The organism is Vibrio penaeicida (assembly GCF_002933855.1).
In the GTDB taxonomy this organism is placed as follows: Bacteria; Pseudomonadota; Gammaproteobacteria; order Enterobacterales; family Vibrionaceae; genus Vibrio; species Vibrio penaeicida_A.
On record NZ_BFAQ01000011.1, the window covers coordinates 125,369 to 149,605 of the forward strand.

Below are 24,237 nucleotides of genomic sequence, written 5' to 3' on the forward strand. Positions count from 1 at the left end.
GGTATGTTTCTGATTGGTGATTCGGGAGAACAATATGAGCTCTATCGCAATAGAAATGAATGGGGTTTCTAAGACATTCGGTCCAGTCAAGGCGCTCAGTGATGTGTCTATGAAAATAGCCAAGGGCACAATTCATGGCTTAGTGGGGCAAAATGGAGCAGGGAAGTCCACCGTAATAAAGATTCTGGCCGGTATGTACAAACGAGATGAAGGAGACATCATCGTTGAAGGTCAAAGGTTAGCAGCCATAAATCCAAAGCTGATTGAAGAAGTGGGTGTTCACTTTATTCATCAGGATCGTTTGCTGGTTAACACCTCGACAGTCGCAGAAGCCATCTTTCTTCGAAACGAGCCCAGGTTTGGTCCTTTTATCAATCATAGAAAGATGAATGCTGATGCTGGCTTGTTGCTGAAACAATATTTCGATCTGAACCTTGAACCATCCACTTTAATTTCAGACCTCTCTACAGCTCAGCAAAAAATTGTTCAAATCACCCGTTCTCTGGCGCAAAGAGCCAAGATTCTGGTATTGGATGAGCCTACTGCTGCTTTGGTCACCAAAGAAGTCGACAGCCTGTTCAAGGTGCTTCGTCGCCTGAAAAATGACGGGATTACCATTATTTTCATTTCTCACTATATGTCTGAAATCATGGAGATTTGCGACTCAGTTACCATATTGCGTAATGGTGAGAATGTTGGGGAAGTAACACCTAAAGAGGTGGGGATTGAAAAAATAGTCGAAATGATGACCAATCGCGATACCTCCGAAATGTATCCTCCCCGTGATGTAACACTGGGGCAGTCAGTATTGGAAGTCGAAAACCTGTCCCTCAAAGATCACTATCATGACATCTCTTTTAACGTACACGCTGGGGAGGTAGTTGCAATTGCTGGTCTTCTTGGTTCTGGTGATAAAGAACTGCTTCAGACACTCTTTGGTTTGCAGTCTCCCGACAATGGGGAAATTCGTTTAGACGGTCAAAAGCAGCATTTTTCCAGCCCGGTTAACGCCGTGGAGAAAGGCATAGCGATGCTTCCAGAAGATCGGCGTGCCCACGGGGTTGCCGTCAGTTTGCCTCTTAGTGAAAACATCTCTCTGGCATCGGTCAGTAATTTCAGTACAAACGGATTGGTCAATCGAGCCGCTGAGCTAAATGCTGTTAACCAGTTGATTTCTGAACTGGATATCAAAACTCCCAGCAGCCAGACCCCGGTGAGGGATTTATCAGGAGGCAACCAACAGAAAGTTGTGGTGGCCAAGTGGCTTTCGAGAGACAGCCGGGTTTATCTGCTCGATGAGCCTACTGTAGCGGTTGATGTTGGCTCAAAAGTCGAAATATACAATTTGATTAACCGATTGGCAGGAGAGGGGAAATCAATTTTGTTTGTTTCCTCTGACTTTGAAGAAGTCACCCAGATGTGCGACCGAATTTTGGTTATCTACAAAGGAGAGATGATCGCTGAATATCGCAAGGGAGAAATCAACGCCGAGGAATTGCTTGCCGCGGCATCAGGGCAGCTAACCAACAGTGAAAGGAGTCATGCATGAGCAGCAGTACCACCGTTTCTCAAATAAAGGCTCAGACCGCACCACAAAAAGTATTCTCAGTTCAAAAGCTCGCGATACGCCTGGGTGCCTTTGTCGCGTTGCTAGGGATTATGATCTACTTCGCTCTTTCAGCTCGGGGGTTCACGTCTGCTTATAACCTTCAAAACATTGTTGAGCAGTCTGCCATTCTCGGCTTTCTTGCGTTTGCCATGACGGTTGTATTTGTCTCGACGGGTACCGATGTACAAAAAGGAGGAATCGATCTTTCTGTTGCTGCTAATGCAGGTCTTTGCTCAGCCGTATACGCCGTTATGCTAAAAAATGGCTATACCGATATTCAGGCGATACCTCTGACAATAGCAATTGGGTTACTTGTCGGGCTGCTTAATGGTTTTGCAGTGGTTACTCTAAAAATTTTGCCTTTGCTCAGTACGTTGGCTGTCATGAATATAGCCGCTGGTCTAGAGCTGGTGGTTACTCAAAACAGCGTCGTCGGTGCAGAGTCGCCACTGCTGGATCTTCTCACCTTTGGCAGCTTTCTCGGTATCAGCAGTTTGTCATGGTGCCTTATTGTCGGGGCTGTGTTGATTTCTGCTGTCATGCACTTTAGTCCTTTAGGGCTTCGAATGTATGCCGTTGGAGGCAACATTGAAGCTGCAAAAGCCGCGGGTATTAACACTGGGCGGTACATCTATGGCAGCTATCTTTTCTCTGGTTTTGCAGCGAGTGTAACTTCTATTTTGATTGTGGCTCGCCTCAGTGCTTCAACGCCGGGCACCAACCTATTACTCCTTCCTGTATTGGCAGCTGCACTGTTAGGCGCGGTATTCTCCAGGCGGTTTGTACCAACAATCGGAGGAACATTAATTGCCGCTCTGTTTATTGGGTCACTTTCAAATGGGTTTCAGTTGTTGGGTATTTCCTCCTACTGGGTAAGCGGTGTTCAGGGCGCACTGATTTTGATTGTGGTTGCCTTTACTTCATTCGCCAAAAAATCTTGAGGAGAAGAAAATGACAGCTCAATCTAACCACGCGGACCGACCATTTACTCTAGAAAGGCTTTCCAATTACTTTGTCATTGTGGCATTTGGTCTGGTAATAATCGGCTTTTCGGTGTTTGCTGAGGGGTTTTTAAATTTCGAAAACTTGACCAATCTGGTGGTCAATAAAGTTGTTCTACTGGCTATCGTTTCCCTTGGCATGACGATAGTGATCGCGTCCGGAGGGATTGATTTATCCGTGGGGGTTTCAATCGACCTTTCTTCCATGGCATTCATTATGATGATTGCCGCGGGTTTTTCTGGAATAAATGGCGTTTTAGTGGCGATTTGCGCGGCGATAGCGGTAGGTCTGTTAAACGCTGTTCTCATTAACAGATTGAAAATTGATCCATTTCTGGCCACCTTGGGCGTGCTTTTTATTGGTAAATCCATTCAACAACTGGCTACACAGGGTGGTGTGCCCATCTATCTGACCAGAGAAGAGTATTCTGCCCCTTTTGAAGCCATCTCCCGTACTTCACTTTTGGGAGTACCAACACCTGTTATCGTTCTGATTGTCTGTGTTGTAGCAGTTTACATCGCCCTTCACCGTTCGAAGTTTGGACGTTATTTAAGTGCACTAGGCGCTCAGCCTGGCGTGGCGAAATATTCTGGGATTCGAGTGCCTTTTCAACTCACCATGGTTTTTGTTTCCAGTGCCGTTCTGTGCGGAATTGCCGGAATCTTACTGTCGTCGACAGTGCGTTCTTACGTTCCGTTAGCCGGTGATGCGTTTCTTCTGGATGCCATAGGCGCCACCTTTATCGGCACGGCTATCAGTACCGAGCGAAAGCCGACTGTTCTCGGCACGATTCTGGGCGTGTTGCTTCTGGCAGTACTTCGCAATGGATTGCTTCTGATGGGATGGAATTTTTTCTGGCAACAGGTCGGAATAGGTGTGCTGGTATTTGTGGTTTTAGGCATGTCGTTTGGGCTTCGAAAGCAAGCTGAATAAGGAAAAAAGCATGACGAAGTTTGATGTAAGTGCGGTAGGGTTTGCGGTCCTCGATATTTTGGGGCGCCCGGTCACCCATATCCCTGAAGGGGGAAGGGCTGTCTTTATTGAGGAGATCCGCATGACGGTTGCAGGCACGGCGGCAGCGACAGCGGTTGATTGCGCCATATTGGGATTAAAAACTCGTATGGTGACCACTGTAGGGAACGACGATCTGGGTGATTTTCTGATAAACAAAATGAAAAGGTTTGGGTTGGATACGGAACTGGTGAGAGTCGATAGCAGTACCCAGACCTCTGCCACTATTCTGCCAGTTCGACCAAATGGAGAACGCCCAGCATTGCATGTGCCCGGCAGCGCAACAAGGTTTGATGTGCATGAGCAAGATCTAGACGCTGCTCTCGACGCGCAGATTATTCATATTGGCGGAACTGGTCTACTAAAAACCTTTGATGGCGAGAAGACTCTGAATTTCATCAAAAAAGCCAAGGCACTTGGGCGAATCACCACTTTTGATTTGATTCAGGCAACTCCCGAAACAACAGTTTTGGTGGAGCCACTTTTGCCCTACATTGATTACTTCGTGCCATCAATAGAAGAAGCGTCAGAAATGGCGAACATGGAGGATCACGTTTTGGTTGCGAAGTGGTTTAAAGAAAAAGGGGTGAAAAACGTCATCTTAACCATGGGGGGCGATGGGGTCTATGTATTACCTGAGCAGGGAGCCCCTTTTTCACTGCCTGCTCACGATATTAAGGTAGTGGATACCACAGGGTGTGGCGACAGTTTTACTGCGGGCATCATAGTTGGTTTGTCCAAGGGGTGGGGCATTAAAGAATGTGCGCGTTTTGCCAATGCTGTGGCTGCCAAAGTGGCAATGGGGTTGGGGTCAGACGGCAAGCTAGTTTCGTTTGACGATACGTTGAATGCCATGAACCAGTGGGCACTGAAAAATCACTAGAGCGTTCAGCTCGACAGGCAAGGATGAACAGAATGTCAGAGTTAACAAACAAGGTCGCATTGATAACAGGTGCCAGCAGAGGGATCGGGCGTGCACTGGCCGTTGGGATGGCAAAGAGCGGAGCGGATATCGTCATTGCAGATCTTCCATCTCAACAGGTTGAGTTAGAGCAGACTCAGAAACAGATTCTAGAAACGGGGTGTAAGTGCGTTGCCTACAGCCTGGATGTGACGAATAAAAAGCAGGTGGAAGAAGTTACCGGTGAGGCTCTACAAGAATTTGGAAAAATCGACATTCTTGTTAACAACGCAGGGATCCTAAAACCTTCAAAGCTAGAAGACCTCGATGAGGCTGATTGGGACGCTCACTTTGATGTGAATGGTAAAGGGGTACTGTTGATGACCAATGCCATTCTTCCTCATATGAAGCAACGTAACTTCGGGCGAATAATCAATATTGCGTCCATTGCGGGTCGTCAGGGGGTAGCGACTCAGGGGCATTACGCCGCCACCAAATCAACGGTCATTACCCTAACCCGGGTCTATGCGCAGGAAGTGGGGGAATATGGCATTACAGTCAATGCAATTTGCCCTGGAATCATCCTGACAGAGATGGGGAAAAACAATCTAGGCTCGGATGAAGCCATAAAACACTGGCAGGAGGTAGCAGCACTTAAACGGCTCGGTGCGCCTGAAGATGTGGTCGGCCCCGCTGTGTTTTTCGCTTCAGAACTCAGCAATTTTGTCACCGGACAAGCGTTAAATGTTTGTGGTGGTATTTACTTCCACTAGGGCAACAGAGCCTGCGTTTTAGGAGATAGACAGATGGAAGCTGTTGCAATCATTGGAGGCGGTCCAAGTGGGATTGTCGCCGCCCGTTACTTACAGTCTCAGGGCTTTAAGCCAGAAATTTATGAAAGTCACAGCTGTATCGGTGGTCAGTGGGCGGCAGATAACCCCAAATCTGGGGTCTGGTCGACAATGCGCACGAATACAGCTCGCATGGTCACCCGCTTTTCCGACTTGGATCATGACGCGGATGTGCCTATTTTCCCCAGAAACGATCAAATCAAACAATACCTGACCCGCTATCTCGAATACTTTGGGCTTTCTCGCTCCATTTCATTGAAAACCAGTTTGCGGTCTGTCGATCGTTTGGATAACAGGTGGAAGCTCACTTTCGAAGGAGAGCAGGGAGTATTTTCCAAACGATATGATAAAGTCGTGATCGCTACCGGAGCGTTTAACCGACCCAATGTTCCAGCCATTAAGGGGCTGGAATCGTTCAATGGAGAGTGTGGTTCAGTTCATGCCTTTCATTATAAAGATCCCGAATTCTATCGGGGGAAGCGTGTGTTAATTGCTGGTGGCAATATCTCCTCTCTTGAGATTGCTTCTGATCTTGCCATGCTGGGTGCCAGAAAAGTCATCACTACGATGAGAAGACAGCGCTACATTATACCAAAGCTTGTTGCAGGTGTTCCTGTGGAAAGTTATGCATTTACGAGAGGTGGTGCACTTTTTCAAGAGCAGGCGAGCTCAGAAGAATGGGCACAGGCAACCAGAGAATTCATCTTAACGTACTCAGGAAACCCTGCATGGTATGGCGCTCCCGAGCCAGACCAAGACGTCAGAATTGCAGGTACAACGGGGAGCCAGAATTACCTGAACTTAGTCGCTGAAGGGAGAATTACCTGTAAGCCCTGGATTGAGAAATTCAGTGGTAACCAAGTGCATTTTCTGGATGGTAGCCACGAAGAAATAGACGGCGTTATTTTTGGTACTGGGTATCGCCTGAATCTGGAATTTTTCTCAGACGAGTTGAAAAGACACCTAGAAGTTGACGGTATGCACATCACTCTGGCTGATCATACCTTCTCACCCAAGCTCCCCGGGATGGCATTTATGGGGCTGTGGGGGCAAATAGGACCTTACTTCCCCGTATTAGAACAGCAAGCCAGATACATAGCCTACTCATGGGGAAAAACGGTTCCAGCACCAGAAGAGCAAGCATTGAGAAAAGCTTGTCAGGCATGCAAAGAAAACCGAGGTGAAACTTTGTATCAGCACCTGATGGCAATTAAATTTGCCCGTCTGAACAAAAGCGATCCCTCCGGGAGCGTAACGCCTTTGGTTGACGAATTGCTTAACAAGCATGCGGTAACTGGACTGGCATTCAGACTTGCTGGTACTGATGCTCTTGATAATGCGTATGAACAATTATTAGAAGAGTCTCGCCTGTATGGTATTAAGCCCACATCTCTAAGAAATGAGTAAACAGAGTGCCCAAGTTCATCTCTTGAGCACTCTGTTTTTTTACAGCTTAAACTCTGGTTTGAGCTGTTCACAAACGTGTCTTGCAAATCCGCTACCTGCCTCGTTGTATATATTGAAAGCGGCATCAACACCTAACTCAGTTAATTCTTCTAGCTGATCGGAATATTCTGCAATGGCAGCAATTTGACCTTTAAACTCTTTCCGTTGCAGCTGATCTAGGGCTAATTGGTTCCCCAAGTGATGAGGCATTGCAAGTAATACGAGTTTCACGTTAGCGGTATCTAAAATGCGTTCCCAAAAATCGGGGTCAGTGGCATCGCCTTCAATAACATTACGCCCATGAGAGCGGTGTGTGGCTGCTGCGTCCGATCTTACTTCTACTCCTAGGCTTATTTTCCCATAGCGAGTTCTTAGCTCGTCATAGGCACCTGTCCCAATCCTACCCATACCTAGAATCAAAACTTGAGCATGACCAGGGTTAATCAACTGATCTTTGGCGTGGAGCTTTTCTGCGGCTGCCTCTTTCAGCCATTTAGCGCTTCGTTGATAAATTTCATGACCAGCACGGGTTAGTGGCGCAGCCAGAACGAATGAAATGGACACGGCGATGGCAATTGAGACAAGAATATCGCCAGGTAACCATCCCATTTTGTATGCAAGACCACCAACAATGAGTCCAAATTCACTGTAATTGAATAGTGTAAGCGAGGCGAGCAAAGATGTACGAACTCTAAACTTGAAGAAATTAATGGTGAAGAAATACAGAATGCCTTTGACTGGTAATAGCAGCATGAACAAGATCGCCAATGAAAGTCCTGTCAATGTTGGTTCTTCTGCCAATCCAATGTTTAAGAAGAAACAGACTAAGAATAGCTCTTTTAGGTTGAGTAGAGATTTGGACAATTCAGAAGCTTTCTTGTGACCAGCTAAGATCATTCCCATAATCAGTGCGCCGAGGTCGGGCTTCATACCGACGATATGAAAGAGCCCCGCACCAACAACCAGCGCAAAGAAAATACCAAACAGAACCAGCATTTCTCCGTGCCCAACCCAATCCAGTACTTTAAAGAACATAGGTCTTAAGAACGGTAGGATAAACAATGCGATTGCATACCATTCTGGAATTTTACCTGTTGATGCTGTCAGGAACACCACGGCGAAGATATCTTGCATAACCAAGATACCGATAGCGAGTGTGCCGTATGTTGCGTTCATTTCACCTTTCTCTTGAAGGCTCTTAACAGCAAATACTGTGCTAGAAAAGGAAAGAGCAAAGCCAAGTAAGATAAGTTGCTCTAGCCCGATTGATGAAAGAGTACTGACCCCGAGAGTTTTAAGTAAAAGGAGCGCAGTGGTAAAAAATGCGGTTGAAACGATGTTGTGTACCGTAGCCCCTAACCAAATCTCTTTCGCTAATAAGGTTTTAACATCCAGCTTTAACCCTATGGTAAACAAAAGAAGAGTGACACCGAGGTCGGCTAGTGTCGTAAGCGTGTCGTTACTCTCGTAACCGAATGCATTGAGAGCAAAACCCGCAAGCAGAAATCCAACCAGAGGGGGAAGGTTGCATTTGAGTGCTGCAAAACCCGCGAGAAAAGCAATCGAAATAAAAATGAGTTCCATAGAAAGCCAGCTTTTAGTTAGTAGTTCTAGATTAACTAGTCATTATTCTTGAGCGCCAGAAAGACAAATGGGTCGCTTAAACGACCCATTTCTTCAGCGGCAGAACGCTATTTTTCCACCAAACTTTTATTCTTCAAGTAATTTTTGTAACAAAACGCCATTTAGCATAGCTCGTTTAATCATAGCAAACGCTCCCATGGCTGGTTGGTGGTCTAGTTCTGAGGCCACAATAGGTAATCCGGCATGGAAAGTTGTTAGTGATTGTGTTTCCACATTTTTTCTTATCGCAGGAAAAACAATGTCCTGCGCTTTTGTAATATCACCAGCAATAATGATTTTTTGTGGATTAAATAAGTTGATGGTAATCGCGATAGCTTTTCCTAGCTGATTACCAACTTTAATTAAGCTTTGACTCGCCAACTCATCGCCTTTTAACGCGTGCTGGCAAACATCTTCCATAGTGGGGTTGGATATGTTGCTAAGGCTAGATTGGTAACCTTTACTCAAGAGTTTACGAATGCGTTCTAAGATAGCAGGGTTTGCTGCTACCGTTTCTAGGCAGCCAAAGTTGCCACATTGGCACTGTTCACCAAGAGGATCAATTTGAATATGACCTATTTCACCAACATTTCGATTAAACCCTAGAAAGACCTGACCATTAACTATAATGCCAGAACCAGTACCACGGTGCACGCTGACTAGAATTGAGTCTTGGCAATCTCGGCTTGCACCAAAGTAATGTTCAGCCAGTGCCATGCCTCTAACGTCGTTACCAACAAAGCATTCTACGTTGAAGGTATCACGCACTACGTCGCCAAGCGCAAGGTTATCGATGTCCGTATTTGGCATGTATTCAACTACGCCAGTTTCAGGGTTCACGAGTCCTGGTAGTGAAATACCAATGGCAATCAGCTGCTCAATACGATCTTTATGTTGTTCAATAAAAGCGCGAATTTGCTCTACTAAACCTTCCATTAGGTCGGTTTGGTTTTGGTAGATAAAAGGGGCGTAGTGATTAACCAGTTCTTTACCACCGAGGTTGTAAAGGCTGAAATGAATATAATCACGACCGATACGAATCGCGATTGAATGAAAGGGTTCGACTTCTGTCGTAAGAGAGATGGCTCTACGTCCACCTGTAGAGGCTTGTTGCGCGACCTCTTTAATTAGGCCGCGCTCCAGAAGCTGGCGGGTAATTTTAGTAACACTTGCCGGAGCAAGCTGACTTACATCGGCAACTTGAATCCTAGAAATAGGACCTTGCTGATCAATCAAGCGGTAAACCGCTGCACTGTTGAGTTGTTTAACTAAGTCTACGTTACCTATTTGTCCGCCATTCATGCTTAATTTTGCTCGTATTGTCCGTTAACTACTGTCGCTTTGACATTGAAGTCACGGTCAAATACAGCAAGGTTAGCAACCATACCTTTTTTAACTCGGCCAAGTTTGTCCTCTGCACCAATTGCGCGCGCAGCATACAAGGTAGCCATTCGTAGAGCTTCATCCAAAGCGATACCAACGTGCTCAACTGTGTTTTGAACTGCTTCGATCATAGTTAGTGCTGAGCCGCCTAGTGTGCCATTTTCATCAACACACTTGCCATCTCGGTAATATACTTTCTTACCTACAAAAATAAAGTGATCCATATCAGCGCCTGCTGGAGCTGTGGCATCGGTCACTAATACGAGCTTTTCACCCTTAATTTTGTGAGCAATTCGGATGTTCGCGTAGTCTACGTGGAAACCATCAGCGATGATGCCAGCGTATACTTCCGGAGTATCATATATTGCACCTACAACTCCAGGTTCACGTCCCGCCATTGGCGTCATTGCATTGAACAAGTGAGTCGCAAATGTAATGCCTGCTTCAAAGCCCTGACGAGCTTCAGCGTATGTACCGTTTGTATGACCAATCGCAACAACAATACCCGCATCTCGAAGTTTTTCGATATGCGCTGGGTCATTTTGCTCAGGTGCAAGTGTCACCTTAGTAACGAGATCTGCGTTTTCACAGATGAAGTCGATCATGTCGTCATCAGAACGACGAATGTAATCGACACTGTGAATGCCTTTCTTCATTACATTAAGGTAAGGTCCTTCGAGGTGCAGACCTAAAGATTGGTTTTCATACTTGGCATGGTAATCACGAGCCGCGGCGATAGCTTGGCGCATATTCTCATCAGAAGAAGTGATAAGAGTTGGCAAAAAGCTAGTACAACCTGATTTTAGGTTCGCTTCGTGCATGATTTGCATGGTTTCCGCTGTGATCTCATCATTTAACATCACACCACCACAGCCATTCAGCTGTAGGTCAATAAAGCCTGGGCTGACATTTGCACCATCTAAATCAACGGTTTTAAGGTCAGTAGGAAGCTCAGCAACAGGACAAACAGAGTGAATGTTTACACCGTCAATAATGACGGCGTGATTGTCCAAGACATCGCTACCTGTATAAATTTTACAGTTAGTTAGCGCATACATAGTGTAATAACCCTTACTTAAGATCTTTAGTGTTTTCTGCTTCTAGCTCTCGGAAGTATTTCACTGTCTTCACTTTTAATTCTTGAGTCGAAGGCTCGTCACAAACGATAACCGACTTAGGGTGAAGTTGTAGTGCAGATACTGTCCATAGGTGGTTCACAGAACCCTCTACTGCCGCTTCCAGGGCAAGTGCTTTGTTGTGACCAGTAATTAAGATCATGATTTCTTCAGCGTCCAACAAAGTACCCACACCAATAGTCAGTGAATATTTTGGTACTTGGCTGATGTCGCCATCAAAGAAACGAGAATTCGCAATACGCGTGTCTTCAGTTAGCGTTTTGATGCGTGTGCGAGAAGAAAGAGACGATGCTGGTTCGTTAAATGCGATGTGACCATCGTTACCAACGCCACCCATAAATAGGTTAATGCGACCATAAGATTTAATCTTGTCTTCGTAGCGTTTGCACTCAGCTTCTTGATCTTCAGCATTACCATTAAGAAGATTGATGTTTTCTTCTTGAATATCAATGTGGTTAAAGAAGTTACTGTACATAAATGAACGGTATGACTCTGGGTGATCTGTAGGAAGACCAACATACTCATCCATATTGAAAGTAACCACGTGTTTGAAGCTTACTTCGCCAGCTTTATGAAGTTCAATAAGGCGCTTGTAAGTGTTTAATGGTGTACCACCAGTCGGTAATCCTAAGACAAATGGTCGATCTGAAGTCGGCTGGAACTTGTTGATTCTGTTGACAATATGACGTGCGGACCATAAGCCAACATCAGTAGCTGTATTAAGTGGAATTAATCTCACGGTGATACCTCAAATTTATACAGGAAATGATTAAATCTTGGCGCCCTAGGGCATTTGTTTTGAATGATAAAATAAGTTTTATGATCTCGCTAGCAAAATCCTTTGCCCTTACCCGAAACGGGTGATTAGGATCACAAATGAAAAGGTTTTAATTTGCGGAGCAAAATTAATGTCATAAACTGACTACGACTAAATTGAGCCACTAAAAAAAGTGTCTCAGATCTAATACAAAAAAAATCCTATAGGGGGAACTTAAGGTGAATATACTTGGATATGCGCAGAGATTAGGTAAAGCATTGATGCTTCCTATTGCAGTGCTTCCAATAGCAGGTTTATTACTGCGTTTGGGACAAGGTGACGTGCTTGATATCGCTTTCATGGCGCAAGCAGGTGGTGCGGTTTTCGGTAACCTACCAGTTATCTTTGCAATTGGTATCGCAATCGGTCTTTCTAAAGACGGTCACGGTGCAGCTGGTCTAGCTGGTGCAGTGGCTTACTTCGTTTCTAACGCAACAGCGACAACAATTAATGCTGACATCAACACTCAGGCATTTGGTGGTATCCTTGCTGGTATCGTAGCGGGTCACGCATACAATGCGTTTAACGCGACTCGTCTTCCTGAATGGCTGGCTTTCTTCTCTGGCAAACGTCTAGTACCAATCATGGCTGGTCTTTTCGCTCTAGTACTGGGTGCAGTACTGGGTGTTGTATGGCCTGCAATCCAATCTGGTCTTGATGCTCTAGCACAAGGCGTATCTTCTTCTGGTGGTTTTGGTCAATTTGCTTACGGTTTCCTTAACCGTCTACTGATTCCAATCGGTCTACACCACATCGTGAACAACATTTTCTGGTTCAACTTAGGTTCATGTCAGGAAATCCTAATCACAGGTGCTCAGGCTGCTGGTCAAGCTCTAGATCTAACTAAGGTTTGTGTTACTCCAGAAATCGCTAAAACTCTAGTAGTTGGTCAAGAGACTACGTTTACTTTTGCGAACTCTGTAACTCCAGAAATCGTAGCAACTGTTAAAGAAGTGACTGAGACAGTCGCGTCTGGTGACTTATTCCGCTTCTTCGCAGGCGATAAAGGCGCTGGCGTATTCATGAACGGCTTCTTCATGGTTATGATGTTTGGTCTGCCAGGTGCTGCTCTTGCAATGTACCTAGCTGCTCCAGCTGAGAAACGTGCTCAAGTTTCTGGTGCTCTGTTCTCTGTAGGTTTCTGTGCATTCCTAACAGGTGTTACTGAGCCAATGGAATTCATGTTCGTATTCCTAGCTCCAGCGCTATACGCAGTTCACGCAGCATTCACAGGTCTGGCTCTTGTAGTGGCGAACATGTTCGGTACGTTACACGGCTTTACGTTCTCTGGTGGTGCAATCGACTTCGTACTTAACTTTGGTATTGCAACTAAGCCTCTAGTTCTACTTGCTCTAGGTCTAGCTTGGTTCGCTCTATACTTCGTAACGTTCTCGTTCGCTATCCGCGCGTTCAACCTGAAGACTCCAGGTCGTGAAGACGAAGAAGAAGCAGTTGCTGCAACTGGCGATGCTCCAAAAGGTGACCTTGCTCGCCAATACCTAAAAGCTCTAGGTGGTCATGAGAACCTAACGACTATCGACGCGTGTATCACTCGTCTACGTCTAACTCTTAAAGATCGCTCTCTAGCTGACGAAGCTGTCCTTAAGAAGCTTGGTGCTAAAGGTGTAGTGAAACTAGGTGAAAACAACCTTCAGGTTATCCTAGGTCCACTGGCTGAAATCGTAGCAGGCGAAATGAAGAGCATTGGTGCAAGTGAAGACTTGTCTGATGTAAAACTTCCTTAGTCTTTGATTAAGAAATCTTGAACACGAATGCCTCCCTTAACGGGAGGCATTTTTTTTAGCCAATCAAAATTAAATTTGGCAATAAAGTGTTTGAGGCAGTTGTGTATCTTGTAAGAATGGTGGATCATTAGCGATTAACTATTCTGACAATACTTTAATACGTAGAGGTGTTTAGATGAGTGAAGCTGAGGCTCGTCCATCGAACTTTATCCGCCAAATCATTGATAACGATTTAGCGGAAAGCAAACATAGCAGCGTGCATACTCGATTCCCGCCAGAGCCTAATGGCTACTTGCACATCGGTCATGCCAAATCTATTTGCCTTAATTTTGGTATTGCTCAGGACTATCAAGGACAGTGTAATCTACGTTTTGATGACACGAACCCTGAAAAAGAAGATATCGAATACGTCGAGTCGATTAAGAATGATGTGAACTGGTTAGGCTTTGAATGGAGTGGGGATATCTGTTATTCCTCAAACTACTTTGACGAGCTATACGGTTATGCAGTTGAATTAATTAACAAAGGCTTAGCGTATGTTGATGAGCTAAGTCCCGAGCAGATCCGTGAATACCGTGGAACACTGAAAGAGCCAGGAAAACCAAGCCCGTATCGTGACCGAAGTGCTGAAGAAAACTTAGCGCTTTTTGAAAAAATGCGTGATGGTGGTTTTGAAGAAGGCAAAGCGTGCTTGCGCGCTAAGATTGATATGTCTTCATCGTTCATTGTTTTGCGCGACCCTGTTATCTACCGTGTGCGTTTTGCAACACACCACCAAACGGGTGATAAATGGTGCGTTTACCCGATGTATGATTTTACGCATTGTATCTCGGATGCGTTAGAAGGTATCACGCACTCGCTTTGCACGCTGGAATTCCAAGATAACCGACGTTTATACGACTGGGTATTAGATAACATTTCTATCGAATGTCAGCCGCGTCAGTACGAGTTCAGCCGCCTGAACCTTGAATATACTGTTATGTCCAAGCGTAAGCTGAGTCAGTTGGTCTCTGAAAACTTAGTGAAAGGCTGGGATGACCCGCGTATGCCGACGGTTTCTGGATTACGTCGCCGAGGTTTTACTCCTGCTTCTATCCGAGAGTTTTGTAAACGCATTGGTGTAACGAAGCAAGAGAACATGATCGAGTTTAGCTCTTTGGAATCTTGTATTCGTGATGATCTAAATGAAAATGCTCCACGTGCTATGGCAGTTTTGGATCCCGTAAAAGTTGTCATTGAGAACTTTGCTGAAGGTGAAGTAGAAAGCCTATCGGTTGCGAATCATCCCAACAAGCCAGAGATGGGTGAGCGTGAAGTACCATTTACTCGTGAACTGTTCATCGAAAAAGATGACTTTCGTGAGGAAGCGAACAAGAAATACAAGCGTTTGGTCTTAGGTAAAGAGGTTCGTTTACGCGGTGCTTACGTAATCAAAGCTGAGCGTATTGAAAAAGACGCTGAAGGTAACATAACCACGATTTTCTGTTCGTATGATGATGAAACTCTTGGTAAAAATCCTTCCGATGGTCGAAAGGTTAAAGGTGTAATACATTGGGTTTCAGCTGATAAAGGTCTCCCAGCAGAAATTCGTCTATATGACCGGTTATTTTCTGTTCCTAACCCTGGCGCTGTTGATGACTTTGCTTCAACAATTAACCCTGAATCACTAACCGTGCTTAATGGAGTTGTTGAACCAAGTATGGCAAAGGCAAATACAGAGCAAGGGTATCAGTTTGAGCGAACTGGTTATTTCTGTTTAGATTCTAAAGATTCATCTAATGATCACTTAGTATTTAACAGAACGGTTGGTCTAAGAGATACTTGGGCAAAAATTGAATCGAATTAGGTACGAACTTAATTTTCGATAATAAAAAAGAGCGCGTAAGCGCTCTTTTTTGTTTACCACTCAGAATAAGCTGTGTTGTTTAGGGGATGAGTACAGCTTGAATACTATATTTAATGATAACAAAAAAGCCGAAGGCTAATACCTTCGGCTTAGTTCGATTAATCAGAACTTATTTCTTTGGCTTATGAGCGTTTGGGTCATCTTTACAAGAGCCGTCGCTGCATTTGCCATATAGGTAAAGACTGTGATTCGTTAATTCGACATTGTATCTTGCCGCAATTTGCTTTTGACGTTCCTCAATCACATCATCAGAAAATTCAATCACTTCACCACAATCTAAACACACTAAATGATCATGATGGTGTTGTGTAGAAAGTTCGAACACAGACTTACCACCTTCGAAATGGTGACGAGTCACAATGCCAGCATCATCAAATTGGTTGAGGACACGGTATACCGTCGCTAGTCCAATTTCTTCACCTAAATCGATCAGTTTCTTATAGAGGTCTTCGGCGCTAATGTGTTGACAATCAGGCTGTTGAAGCACTTCTAAGATCTTTAAACGCGGAAGCGTTACTTTTAGTCCAGCTTCTTTGAGGGCTTGGTTATTGTCTGGCATATTTTTTCCTGTAGAGGTTCTGCAGCAAAACACAGAAGTCGTAGTTAATACTATTATAGGCTAGTAAAACGTAACAATAAACCACGAAGTTCAAAGGGTTAATAATGAAAGCTTGTAAATATGCCTCAAATCACGGATATTAAGGTCAGACCAGTTACAAATTTATAACAATAGCTATGCATAAGAACTTGAGTAAAATTTATAAACCAAATCTCGTCAAATTTGCTCTCAATATTTGGCCACCCTTTTGGGGGGCAGGCATTCGTATTGTGTCTATTAGTGATGACTTTCGTCAGGTAAAAATGCAACTTAAGCTTCGATGGTGGAATAAAAACGCGAATCGCACTCAATATGGCGGCTCTATTTTTTCGCTGACCGATCCTGTTTATTCGCTAATGCTGATGGGAATTTTAGGGGAAAAGTATTTTGTATGGGATAAAGAAGCCAGTATCAATTTCATCGCCCCAGGGAAAAGTCATCTGTTTGCTGATTTTCACGTATCCCAGCCGATGCTAGATAACATTTATCAAGAAACCAGTACAGGGGATAAAAGTTTCCCTGAATTTTTGATTTATGTAAAAGATAAAGATGGGAATGTTGTGTCCGAAGTTCAGAGAACGCTGTACGTGAGGAAAAAACCGCAGTTTCGAGAGAAACAACAGAAAAATGCCTCCATGTAAGGAGGCATTCAAAATAAACGAATTAGTCGGCCAATTCAGCTAGACACATTTCTTCAAAGATTTGTTCAACCCAGTTTTTCACTCTTTCTTCGGTCAATTCTGGTTGGCGGTCTTCATCGATGCACAGACCAACGAATTGAGACTCGTCACCCTCGACAAGTGCTTTAGACGCTTCAAACTCATACCCGTCTGTAGACGTGTAGCCTAAAACAGTTCCGCCTTTTGCTTCTGCGATATCACGAATTGTGCCCATCGCATCACAGAAATACTCTGCGTAGTCTTCCTGATCGCCACAACCAAATATAGCCACTAGCTTAGTAGAGAAATCAACTTGTTCCAGCTCTGGGAAAAAGTCATCCCAATCACATTGGGCTTCGCCGTAATACCAAGTCGGAATACCTAGAAGCAAAAGGTCAAAATTATCAATATCTTCTTTGCTACTTTTAGCGATATCTTGAACATGAACCAGTTTTTTACTTAGTTGTTTTTGAATCATCTTAGCAACGGCTTCAGTATTACCTGTATCGCTACCAAAGAAGAGTCCTACACTTGCCATAGAATCAGTACCCATATAGTGACAGTTTGTTTGGTGAATTCTTTAAGTTGCAGTTGTTGGTTAACCTAACCCTGTCCCTTCCCAGCTTAACTGGATAAGACCTTTTGCGATAAACCCTGCACAACCTAAAAATAGGACAAGCCAAACTATACGACGCCCAAACGGCGGGACATTCCCCTGTTTCAATACGTCCTTTATTGCCATTCCTATAAAAAAGAAAATTGCTGCAAATAAAAGGTCCAACCCAATGGACTCTAGCATATTGATATAGTCGTAGAGCATGACGTTCCTTGTAGTCAATTTTGCTGGGCGCACTATATCACTCTTGCGCCTTAAAGTTAATGAGAAGGATTCTTCAATAGCAGTAAATTATAAGTATTTATCATCGCAACGGGGGCTGAATCAAACATTGAGAGTGAGCAATAGTGATTTCTATGTTGAGATAAAGCGGCGTAATACTCGCAGTACATCATTTGGTTTTTCTGCGTGTAACCAATGACCTGTATTGGCAATAACGTGGGCTTTCGCGAGCGGAAATTGCTGGCGTACTAGCCCTTGATGTTCTTCCGTTAAATAGTCGGAATTTCCTCCTTTAACAAAGAGAGTCGGTATTTCAACTGGAGGTAACTCATGCCACGTGAGTATGTTGTTATAGTTTGAATATAGTGACGTCACATTGAATCGCCAGCTTAAATGCGTGTCATCTTTGTAGAGTGATTTTCCAAGAAACTGCCTAACACCTTCCATTTCAATATGGTGAGAAAGAATCGTCATGGCATCAGAGCGAGAGGTGGGCTTTTGTTGTTCGACAGCGTGTAATCCCGCGAACACATTATCGTGCCTATTTTGCGTATAAGCGACAGGTGCCATGTCCAAAACGACAAGATGATTCACCTGTTTACCAAGAATGGAAGCAAGTTTCATTGCTACTTTTCCGCCCATCGAATGACCGACCAGCGTGACGTTATCTAATCCCAAATGATGGATTAGTATTTCAACATCTCTTGCCATATCTTCGTACGTATGAATATCACTATGAAAGGATAACCCGTGGTTTCGAAGATCGACTGTAAGCACCTGATGATCTTGGATCAAATCACGAGTGAGTAGGCCAAGGTTATCAAGGTTACCGAACAATCCATGAAGAAGAACAATCGTTGAGCCTTCGCCCTGCAACTTATAATTCAAAAGTGATGACATTTTCTCTTTATCTTGTTGGGTTTGCCGTAGAGTATCACGGAAGAACTGGTTATAATCTTCCAGAGTTTAAACATAGAGATTGTGAAAAGCGAATGAAAACAATAGAGGTTGATGAGGATCTATACCGTTACATAGCAAGTCAGACCCAACATATTGGCGAGAGTGCATCTGACATTCTTCGACGTTTGTTGATGGCTGATAAAGCAAAAGCAGTAGAGACTCCGGCTCCGGCAGTGAATGGAATCGTTGTAAGTAAAGATGCAGGTAAGGACTCGGCAGTAGACGGTGTCAAAGTGCTTCGCTCTTTATTAATTTCTGATGAATTTGCAGGTAAAGACAAAGCGATTGATCGGTTTATGCTGGTGTTATCGACCCTTCACGGCATTCACAACCATAATTTTGCGGAAGCGACTCAAGTTAAAGGTCGTACTAGAGTCTATTTCGCAAATAATGAAGACACGTTGCTTGCCAGCGGAAAAACAACAAAACCACGTCAGATTCCTAATACACCTTTCTGGGTAATTACCAATAATAATACAAACCGGAAACGTCAAATGGTAGACCAATTGATGACTCGAATGGGCTTCCAAGGCGACTTAATTGAGAAGGTGTGTAACGCAATTTAAAAGCGCATAGCCAAAACCTCATGATGACTCCACTAATTGTAATTGTGAGGTTTTGCTTATGTGGGTAAGAAAAAATAAGGAAATTAAAAATGGCTATCCATCCTCGAGCAGGGCAAAAAGCACTGCAAGAAGATTTACACAATATCCCTTCGTTAGTTGCTAATTACTTTCTACTTCAACCTGAACCTTCTAATTCTGAACACCGTGTTCAATTCGGCACTTCAGGTCACCGTGGCACCTCCGATAAATCCACTTTTAATGAACACCATATCCTTGCCATCGCGCAGGCAGTGGCGGAAGTTCGTAAAGAGCATGGTACGACAGGTCCGCTATTTTTAGGGAAAGATACGCATGCGTTATCGGAACCAGCGTTTACCAGCGTTATTGAAGTTCTAGTCGCCAATGGTGTCGATGTCGTGGTTCAGGAAAACAACGGTTTTACTCCTACACCAGGTATTTCACACGCAATTTTGACGCATAACCTTAAGCATGCTGCAAAAGCAGATGGTATCGTCATTACGCCTTCGCATAACCCACCTCAAGACGGTGGCATCAAATACAATCCTACTCACGGTGGTCCTGCTGAAGCAGAATTGACACAAGCAATCGAAGACCGAGCAAATGTATTGATTGCGGAAGGTTTACAAGGTGTTAAACGTAATCACTCCGTTCAAGCTAAAGCATCTGAATTGTTTAAAGAAGTCGATTTAGTCAAACCTTACATCGATGACTTAGTAAATGTTATCGATATGAAAGCCATTCAAAGTGCAAACATTAAAATAGGTGTGGATCCACTGGGTGGCTCTGGGATTGATTATTGGCGTCAAATTGCTAAAGAGTACGCATTAGATCTTACCCTAGTTAGTGAATCCATTGATCCATCTTTCCAGTTTATGTCACTTGATAAAGATGGTGTGATTCGCATGGATTGTTCATCACCGTATGCGATGTCTAGCCTGCTAGCTCTAAAGGATGATTATGACCTAGCGTTTGGTAACGACCCCGATTACGACAGGCACGGTATTGTGACGCCCAAAGGGCTTATGAACCCGAACCACTTCCTTGCTGTATGTATTGACTACTTGTACCGTCACCGTGAAGGGTGGGGCAAGGATGTTGCAGTAGGCAAAACATTGGTTTCCAGTGCATTGATTGACCGTGTTGTGGCAGATCTAGGTCGCACATTATGCGAAGTACCTGTTGGGTTCAAATGGTTTGTTGATGGTCTGTATTCCGGTGAGTTCGGATTTGGTGGTGAAGAAAGCGCGGGAGCTTCTTTTCTACGTAAAGATGGTGCGCCTTGGTCGACAGACAAAGATGGCATTATTTTGTGTCTTCTTGCCGCTGAGATTACAGCGGTAACGGGTAAAAACCCACAAGATTATTATGAAGAGCTAGCCGCGAAACATGGTGAGTCTCAATATAATCGGATTCAAGCCGTTGCCAATACTGAGCAAAAGAATATCCTTAAGAAACTGTCACCTGAATTGGTATCTGCAAAAACATTGGCTGGTGATGAAATCACAGCGCGTTTGACTCATGCACCTGGTAATGGGGCGGCAATTGGCGGATTAAAAGTGACCACAGAAAATGGTTGGTTTGCAGCTCGTCCATCTGGCACAGAAGATATTTATAAGATTTACTGCGAAAGCTTTAAAGGTGAAGAACACTTGAAAGCTATTGAAGAAGAAGCTCAAGAAATCGTAAACCAGGTTTTTAAAAACGCTGGCTTATAATTTTAATTGGCACAAAAGAAGGTGGCGAAAGCCACCTTTTTTATATCTAAAGGAGTAAGTATAAATCAATTAGGCCATTGGTTATTAACGATAAACCAGTATTGTCCACTCTCTGCTTGGCAGTGTACAAACTTGTTAACTTCCCCTGCAAATAATACCGATTTTTCGCTCCTGCCTGTCACCCAATCTTTTTTATCCAATACGTAAAGTTTGTCGGTAATGAGGTGCTTTTGGCTGTCGTAGCACCAATAGCCCTTGATTCGAGATTGTTCGATCTGATACTCAAGGCAACTTTTGGGGATCGCTTTATCGTCAAATGGGTTTGTGTAGAGTCTACCTTGCATGAGTAGGTGCTCACTTATACTTTTCCATTCTGGAAACTGGGTCTGAAATGCCCCGGACGACGACATCTTCAGTTGGTGACTCAACATTCTGTCGAGTTTTAGATCCAGCCTATCCTTAGCATTGGGACCATACCAAAGTGTGTTATGAAGTAAGTAAAACTTAATGGCGACTTCCCAATGCTCAATGGTTTGGTTGTCATTGTTTTCTAGAATAAAGTCGATAGCGCCCAGTGTGCGTCCATCTTGTTGCAATTGAATTTCTTCTGCTAGCAATTTGTATTGACTGTTTGCTTGAAACAAACAGCGACAAGCATATTGGTAGACAAAACCTAGGCGTTGATTCCCAGAGTAACCGTTCATGCTAACAGGTATGTTTTGCGAAAATGGAGAATTTCCGCAGACAGGTGCGTTAAGGTTGAACAGAGATGGGGTAGATGCGACCCAATGAAGGAGTTTGTCGATTTCGGGTTTTGATAGCATTGATTTTTCTCCATTTCGTTTCGACATTCTACCCTTAAATTGTTATAAACGCGCTAAAAGCAGATAAATCAATGGATGAATAAGATGAACAATTTTCAGCTCGAATCGATTCTCAACGAGAAGCTGTCTCCTCAATTGATTAAAGACTACAGCCCGAATGGCATGCAGGTAGAAGGCACACCTGAAATCAAACGTATCGTGACAGGTGTAACTGCATCTCAAGCACTGATCGAAAGGGCAATCGAACTAAAGGCTGATGCGTTACTCGTGCACCATGGATACTTTTGGAAAGGCGAGCCAGAGCCGATAAAAGGCATGAAAGGAAAGCGTATTCGAAGCCTGATTAAGTCTGACATTAATTTGTATGGGTATCATTTGCCATTGGATATTCACCCTGAACTGGGTAACAACGCTTGTCTGGCTGAACTTTTGGATATAGAAGTTCAAGGTGGTTTAGAAGGTCACCCTCAGTCCGTTGCTATGTTTGGAAATCTGCGTACTCCCATGTCTGGTAAAGCGTTTTCCAAAAAGATAGAGCAAGTCTTAAATCGTACTCCTCTGCATATCGCACCCGATGATGAAGCTAAAACAATCGAAACGATTGGATGGTGTACCGGGGGAGGGCAAGACTTTATCGAATTAGCTGTGGCACATAATTTAGACGCATTTGTTTCTGGCGAAATATCGGAAAGAACCACCTATACGGCTCGTGAACAAAACATTCATTACTTCGCTGCTGGGCATCATGCAACAGAAAGATATGGTGTCAAAGCATTAGGAGAGTGGTTAGCTTCTGAACACGGATTGGATGTCACCTTTATCGATATCGATAATCCAGTTTAAAGTAAGCGAGCAAAATTAGGTCTATACAATCAAAAAGGTCGAAGCGAGTGCTTCGACCTTTTGTTTTTTACTCAATCATCTATGAGAAATCAAAGAATTGAATATCACTCTCTCTCGTGAAGAGGTTGGAAGTCACGAGATTTCTTACCGGTATACAGCTGACGAGGACGACCAATACGGTTGTTAGGATCGCTGTGCATTTCGTTCCAATGTGCAATCCAGCCAATTGTACGCGACATCGCAAAGATAACCGTGAACATAGAGATTGGAATGCCGATGGCTTTCAGGATGATACCTGAGTAGAAATCAACGTTAGGGTAAAGTTTCTTCTCAACGAAGTACTCGTCAGACAAAGCAATACGCTCTAGCTCCATTGCCACGTCTAGTAGAGGATCTTGAATGTTCAACTCCTCAAGTACTTCGTGACATGCTTCGCGCATTACAGTTGCACGTGGGTCGTAGTTTTTGTAAACGCGGTGACCAAAGCCCATTAGGCGGAATGGGTCATCTTTGTCTTTCGCACGTTCAATGTATTCTGGGATGTTATCGACACTGCCGATTTCTTCCAGCATACGCAAACATGCTTCATTAGCACCACCGTGAGCAGGACCCCAAAGAGAAGCGATACCTGCTGCGATACATGCAAATGGGTTTGCACCTGACGAACCAGATAAACGAACTGTAGAGGTTGATGCGTTTTGCTCGTGATCCGCGTGTAGTGTGAAGATCTTATCCATTGCGCGAGCAACAACAGGGTTAACATTGTACTCTTCACATGGGTTAGCAAACATCATATGCAGGAAGTTTTCTGCATAGCTTAGTTCGTTACGTGGGTAGATAAACGGTTGACCGATTGAGTATTTGTAACACATTGCTGCCAAAGTTGGCATTTTTGAAAGTAATCGGTACGCCGCGATTTCGCGGTGTTTATCATTGTTGATGTCTAGAGAGTCGTGGTAGAAAGCAGCGAGTGCTCCAACTACACCACACATTACAGCCATTGGGTGAGCATCACGGCGGAATCCGTGGAAGAAACTAGCGATTTGCTCATGGACCATTGTGTGACGCGTTACGGTCTCTTTAAATTGTTCATATTGCTTACGATCTGGGGCTTCGCCATACAGAAGGATGTAACACACTTCCAGGTAATCTGCGTTATTGGCAAGTTGGTCGATAGGGAAACCTCTGTGAAGAAGGATACCTTTCGCACCGTCAATATAAGTGATTTGGGATTCACAAGATGCAGTGGCAAGAAAACCGGGGTCAAAAGTAAAGTAACCATTGGCTCCTAGTTTACGAACATCGATTACTTCAGGTCCAACTGTACCTTCCATAATCGGCAGCTCGATTGGCGCTTTACCTTCAATATGAAGGGTCGCTTTCTTATCTGCCATAACATTCTCCTTTGTTTATTATTAATCCATCCAGGATATTTTGTGTGCCGTTTTTTTACTGAGTATCTAAAGTAAAGTCAATTTTTCTCCTCTTTTGTGTGCACTCGTTTTGATTTTTCATATGAAAAAAGTTAAAAATCTGTTCTGTGTAGCATTATTTGTTACGTCAATTGTATTAATATGTTACCGCCCGTATAGTGGCGCAGAAAATTTTTGTGGAATCCTTATAAATTCAAGGCTAGACGGAAAATCTGGCCTATAATAATAGAAGCAAATATAACAATTCATTTACATTTATCTCGCCCAATATGAGCTAAATGAGTTAATTAAATGTTAATTTTTGTCGGTTTCCTACTAAAATTTGGTTTATAACTATAAATGCTCTAAGG

At 43.9% G+C, this 24,237-nt stretch carries 22 protein-coding genes; 12 read left to right on the plus strand and 10 right to left on the minus strand.

Annotated features, from left to right (window positions below; translation table 11 throughout):
* Positions 1-34: 34 nt before the first annotated feature.
* The 6 genes from VPNCDNU1_RS04115 to VPNCDNU1_RS04140 are packed head-to-tail and all read left to right on the plus strand — an operon-like array spanning position 35 to position 6,781.
* Complete coding sequence (locus VPNCDNU1_RS04115) at positions 35-1,549, plus strand: sugar ABC transporter ATP-binding protein (RefSeq protein ID WP_104399184.1); 1,515 nt, start codon at positions 35-37, stop codon at positions 1,547-1,549.
* On the plus strand, positions 1,546-2,550 hold the full coding sequence (locus VPNCDNU1_RS04120; RefSeq protein WP_104399185.1) for an ABC transporter permease: 1,005 nt from the start codon (positions 1,546-1,548) through the stop codon (positions 2,548-2,550). The genes VPNCDNU1_RS04115 and VPNCDNU1_RS04120 overlap by 4 nt, the downstream gene beginning before the upstream one ends.
* A 10-nt stretch (positions 2,551-2,560) precedes the next feature.
* Positions 2,561-3,544 carry an ABC transporter permease gene (locus tag VPNCDNU1_RS04125; RefSeq protein WP_104399186.1) on the plus strand — a complete coding sequence of 328 codons (984 nt, stop codon included), beginning with the start codon at positions 2,561-2,563 and terminating at the stop codon, positions 3,542-3,544.
* Between the two features lie 10 nt (positions 3,545-3,554).
* A complete protein-coding gene (locus tag VPNCDNU1_RS04130) occupies positions 3,555-4,505 on the plus strand; it encodes a carbohydrate kinase family protein (protein ID WP_104399187.1) in 951 nt (316 codons plus the stop codon).
* A 32-nt stretch (positions 4,506-4,537) separates the two neighbouring features.
* Positions 4,538-5,296: an SDR family NAD(P)-dependent oxidoreductase gene (locus VPNCDNU1_RS04135; protein ID WP_104399188.1), complete on the plus strand. Its 759-nt coding sequence runs from the start codon at positions 4,538-4,540 to the stop codon at positions 5,294-5,296.
* Positions 5,297-5,329: 33 nt separating this feature from the next.
* The gene (locus tag VPNCDNU1_RS04140) at positions 5,330-6,781 is read left to right on the plus strand and encodes a flavin-containing monooxygenase (protein ID WP_104399189.1); all 1,452 of its coding nucleotides are present in this window, start codon (positions 5,330-5,332) and stop codon (positions 6,779-6,781) included.
* Between the two features lie 39 nt (positions 6,782-6,820).
* On the opposite strand, the gene VPNCDNU1_RS04145 is transcribed toward VPNCDNU1_RS04140, so the two are convergent.
* The 4 genes from VPNCDNU1_RS04145 to nagB all read right to left on the minus strand — a co-directional run bounded on the left by VPNCDNU1_RS04145 (position 6,821) and on the right by nagB (position 11,701).
* Positions 6,821-8,404, minus strand: a complete 1,584-nt coding sequence (locus VPNCDNU1_RS04145; RefSeq protein WP_104399190.1) for a cation:proton antiporter family protein — start codon at positions 8,402-8,404, stop codon at positions 6,821-6,823.
* A 126-nt stretch (positions 8,405-8,530) separates the two neighbouring features.
* Positions 8,531-9,745, minus strand: a complete 1,215-nt coding sequence (gene nagC / locus VPNCDNU1_RS04150) for a DNA-binding transcriptional regulator NagC (RefSeq protein WP_104399191.1) — start codon at positions 9,743-9,745, stop codon at positions 8,531-8,533.
* Between the two features lie 2 nt (positions 9,746-9,747).
* A complete protein-coding gene (gene nagA / locus VPNCDNU1_RS04155) occupies positions 9,748-10,884 on the minus strand; it encodes an N-acetylglucosamine-6-phosphate deacetylase (protein WP_104399192.1) in 1,137 nt (378 codons plus the stop codon).
* Positions 10,885-10,897: 13 nt separating this feature from the next.
* Positions 10,898-11,701, minus strand: a complete 804-nt coding sequence (gene nagB / locus VPNCDNU1_RS04160) for a glucosamine-6-phosphate deaminase (protein WP_104399193.1) — start codon at positions 11,699-11,701, stop codon at positions 10,898-10,900.
* A gap of 257 nt (positions 11,702-11,958) precedes the next feature.
* Here nagB and nagE point away from each other — a divergent pair, with 257 nt between their 5' ends.
* Together nagE and glnS are read left to right on the plus strand one after the other, a co-directional pair.
* On the plus strand, positions 11,959-13,524 hold the full coding sequence (gene nagE / locus VPNCDNU1_RS04165; protein WP_104399194.1) for an N-acetylglucosamine-specific PTS transporter subunit IIBC: 1,566 nt from the start codon (positions 11,959-11,961) through the stop codon (positions 13,522-13,524).
* 175 nt (positions 13,525-13,699) lie between these two features.
* Entirely contained in the window at positions 13,700-15,370 is a 1,671-nt protein-coding gene (glnS, locus tag VPNCDNU1_RS04170; RefSeq protein ID WP_104399195.1) for a glutamine--tRNA ligase, read from the plus strand.
* A gap of 169 nt (positions 15,371-15,539) precedes the next feature.
* Here the strand turns inward: glnS and fcrX are convergent, their stop codons facing one another.
* Positions 15,540-15,989, minus strand: coding sequence for a ferric iron uptake transcriptional regulator FcrX (gene fcrX / locus VPNCDNU1_RS04175; protein WP_104399196.1), 450 nt, complete (start codon positions 15,987-15,989; stop codon positions 15,540-15,542).
* A gap of 176 nt (positions 15,990-16,165) precedes the next feature.
* Here fcrX and VPNCDNU1_RS04180 point away from each other — a divergent pair, with 176 nt between their 5' ends.
* Positions 16,166-16,669, plus strand: coding sequence for a DUF4442 domain-containing protein (locus VPNCDNU1_RS04180; RefSeq protein WP_104399197.1), 504 nt, complete (start codon positions 16,166-16,168; stop codon positions 16,667-16,669).
* Between the two features lie 22 nt (positions 16,670-16,691).
* Here VPNCDNU1_RS04180 and fldA read toward each other — a convergent pair whose 3' ends face one another.
* The 3 genes from fldA to VPNCDNU1_RS04195 form a co-directional block, all read right to left on the minus strand.
* Positions 16,692-17,225 carry a flavodoxin FldA gene (fldA, locus tag VPNCDNU1_RS04185; protein WP_104399431.1) on the minus strand — a complete coding sequence of 178 codons (534 nt, stop codon included), beginning with the start codon at positions 17,223-17,225 and terminating at the stop codon, positions 16,692-16,694.
* Positions 17,226-17,285: 60 nt separating this feature from the next.
* Entirely contained in the window at positions 17,286-17,507 is a 222-nt protein-coding gene (locus VPNCDNU1_RS04190; protein ID WP_101113511.1) for a DUF2788 domain-containing protein, read from the minus strand.
* A gap of 150 nt (positions 17,508-17,657) precedes the next feature.
* Positions 17,658-18,425 carry an alpha/beta fold hydrolase gene (locus tag VPNCDNU1_RS04195; protein ID WP_104399198.1) on the minus strand — a complete coding sequence of 256 codons (768 nt, stop codon included), beginning with the start codon at positions 18,423-18,425 and terminating at the stop codon, positions 17,658-17,660.
* Between the two features lie 92 nt (positions 18,426-18,517).
* Between VPNCDNU1_RS04195 and seqA the strand changes: the two genes are divergently transcribed.
* On the plus strand, positions 18,518-19,051 hold the full coding sequence (gene seqA / locus VPNCDNU1_RS04200; RefSeq protein ID WP_104399432.1) for a replication initiation negative regulator SeqA: 534 nt from the start codon (positions 18,518-18,520) through the stop codon (positions 19,049-19,051).
* A gap of 89 nt (positions 19,052-19,140) precedes the next feature.
* Entirely contained in the window at positions 19,141-20,787 is a 1,647-nt protein-coding gene (gene pgm, locus VPNCDNU1_RS04205; RefSeq protein ID WP_104399199.1) for a phosphoglucomutase (alpha-D-glucose-1,6-bisphosphate-dependent), read from the plus strand.
* A 65-nt stretch (positions 20,788-20,852) separates the two neighbouring features.
* Here pgm and VPNCDNU1_RS04210 read toward each other — a convergent pair whose 3' ends face one another.
* Positions 20,853-21,611: a DUF1853 family protein gene (locus VPNCDNU1_RS04210; RefSeq protein WP_104399200.1), complete on the minus strand. Its 759-nt coding sequence runs from the start codon at positions 21,609-21,611 to the stop codon at positions 20,853-20,855.
* A gap of 84 nt (positions 21,612-21,695) precedes the next feature.
* Here VPNCDNU1_RS04210 and VPNCDNU1_RS04215 point away from each other — a divergent pair, with 84 nt between their 5' ends.
* On the plus strand, positions 21,696-22,454 hold the full coding sequence (locus VPNCDNU1_RS04215; RefSeq protein WP_104399201.1) for a Nif3-like dinuclear metal center hexameric protein: 759 nt from the start codon (positions 21,696-21,698) through the stop codon (positions 22,452-22,454).
* A gap of 104 nt (positions 22,455-22,558) precedes the next feature.
* Here VPNCDNU1_RS04215 and VPNCDNU1_RS04220 read toward each other — a convergent pair whose 3' ends face one another.
* Positions 22,559-23,848: a citrate synthase gene (locus VPNCDNU1_RS04220; protein ID WP_101113516.1), complete on the minus strand. Its 1,290-nt coding sequence runs from the start codon at positions 23,846-23,848 to the stop codon at positions 22,559-22,561.
* Positions 23,849-24,237 lie beyond the last annotated feature (389 nt).

Coding starts and splice junctions, on each gene's coding strand:
- VPNCDNU1_RS04115 (WP_104399184.1), top strand. CDS start 35: ATGAGCTCTATCGCAATAGAAATGAATGGGGTTTCTAAGACATTCGGT.
- VPNCDNU1_RS04120 (WP_104399185.1), top strand. CDS start 1,546: ATGAGCAGCAGTACCACCGTTTCTCAAATAAAGGCTCAGACCGCACCA.
- VPNCDNU1_RS04125 (WP_104399186.1), top strand. CDS start 2,561: ATGACAGCTCAATCTAACCACGCGGACCGACCATTTACTCTAGAAAGG.
- VPNCDNU1_RS04130 (WP_104399187.1), top strand. CDS start 3,555: ATGACGAAGTTTGATGTAAGTGCGGTAGGGTTTGCGGTCCTCGATATT.
- VPNCDNU1_RS04135 (WP_104399188.1), top strand. CDS start 4,538: ATGTCAGAGTTAACAAACAAGGTCGCATTGATAACAGGTGCCAGCAGA.
- VPNCDNU1_RS04140 (WP_104399189.1), top strand. CDS start 5,330: ATGGAAGCTGTTGCAATCATTGGAGGCGGTCCAAGTGGGATTGTCGCC.
- VPNCDNU1_RS04145 (WP_104399190.1), bottom strand. CDS start 8,404: ATGGAACTCATTTTTATTTCGATTGCTTTTCTCGCGGGTTTTGCAGCA.
- nagC (WP_104399191.1), bottom strand. CDS start 9,745: ATGAATGGCGGACAAATAGGTAACGTAGACTTAGTTAAACAACTCAAC.
- nagA (WP_104399192.1), bottom strand. CDS start 10,884: ATGTATGCGCTAACTAACTGTAAAATTTATACAGGTAGCGATGTCTTG.
- glnS (WP_104399195.1), top strand. CDS start 13,700: ATGAGTGAAGCTGAGGCTCGTCCATCGAACTTTATCCGCCAAATCATT.
- fcrX (WP_104399196.1), bottom strand. CDS start 15,989: ATGCCAGACAATAACCAAGCCCTCAAAGAAGCTGGACTAAAAGTAACG.
- VPNCDNU1_RS04180 (WP_104399197.1), top strand. CDS start 16,166: ATGCATAAGAACTTGAGTAAAATTTATAAACCAAATCTCGTCAAATTT.
- fldA (WP_104399431.1), bottom strand. CDS start 17,225: ATGGCAAGTGTAGGACTCTTCTTTGGTAGCGATACAGGTAATACTGAA.
- VPNCDNU1_RS04190 (WP_101113511.1), bottom strand. CDS start 17,507: ATGCTCTACGACTATATCAATATGCTAGAGTCCATTGGGTTGGACCTT.
- VPNCDNU1_RS04195 (WP_104399198.1), bottom strand. CDS start 18,425: ATGTCATCACTTTTGAATTATAAGTTGCAGGGCGAAGGCTCAACGATT.
- seqA (WP_104399432.1), top strand. CDS start 18,518: ATGAAAACAATAGAGGTTGATGAGGATCTATACCGTTACATAGCAAGT.
- pgm (WP_104399199.1), top strand. CDS start 19,141: ATGGCTATCCATCCTCGAGCAGGGCAAAAAGCACTGCAAGAAGATTTA.
- VPNCDNU1_RS04210 (WP_104399200.1), bottom strand. CDS start 21,611: ATGCTATCAAAACCCGAAATCGACAAACTCCTTCATTGGGTCGCATCT.
- VPNCDNU1_RS04215 (WP_104399201.1), top strand. CDS start 21,696: ATGAACAATTTTCAGCTCGAATCGATTCTCAACGAGAAGCTGTCTCCT.
- VPNCDNU1_RS04220 (WP_101113516.1), bottom strand. CDS start 23,848: ATGGCAGATAAGAAAGCGACCCTTCATATTGAAGGTAAAGCGCCAATC.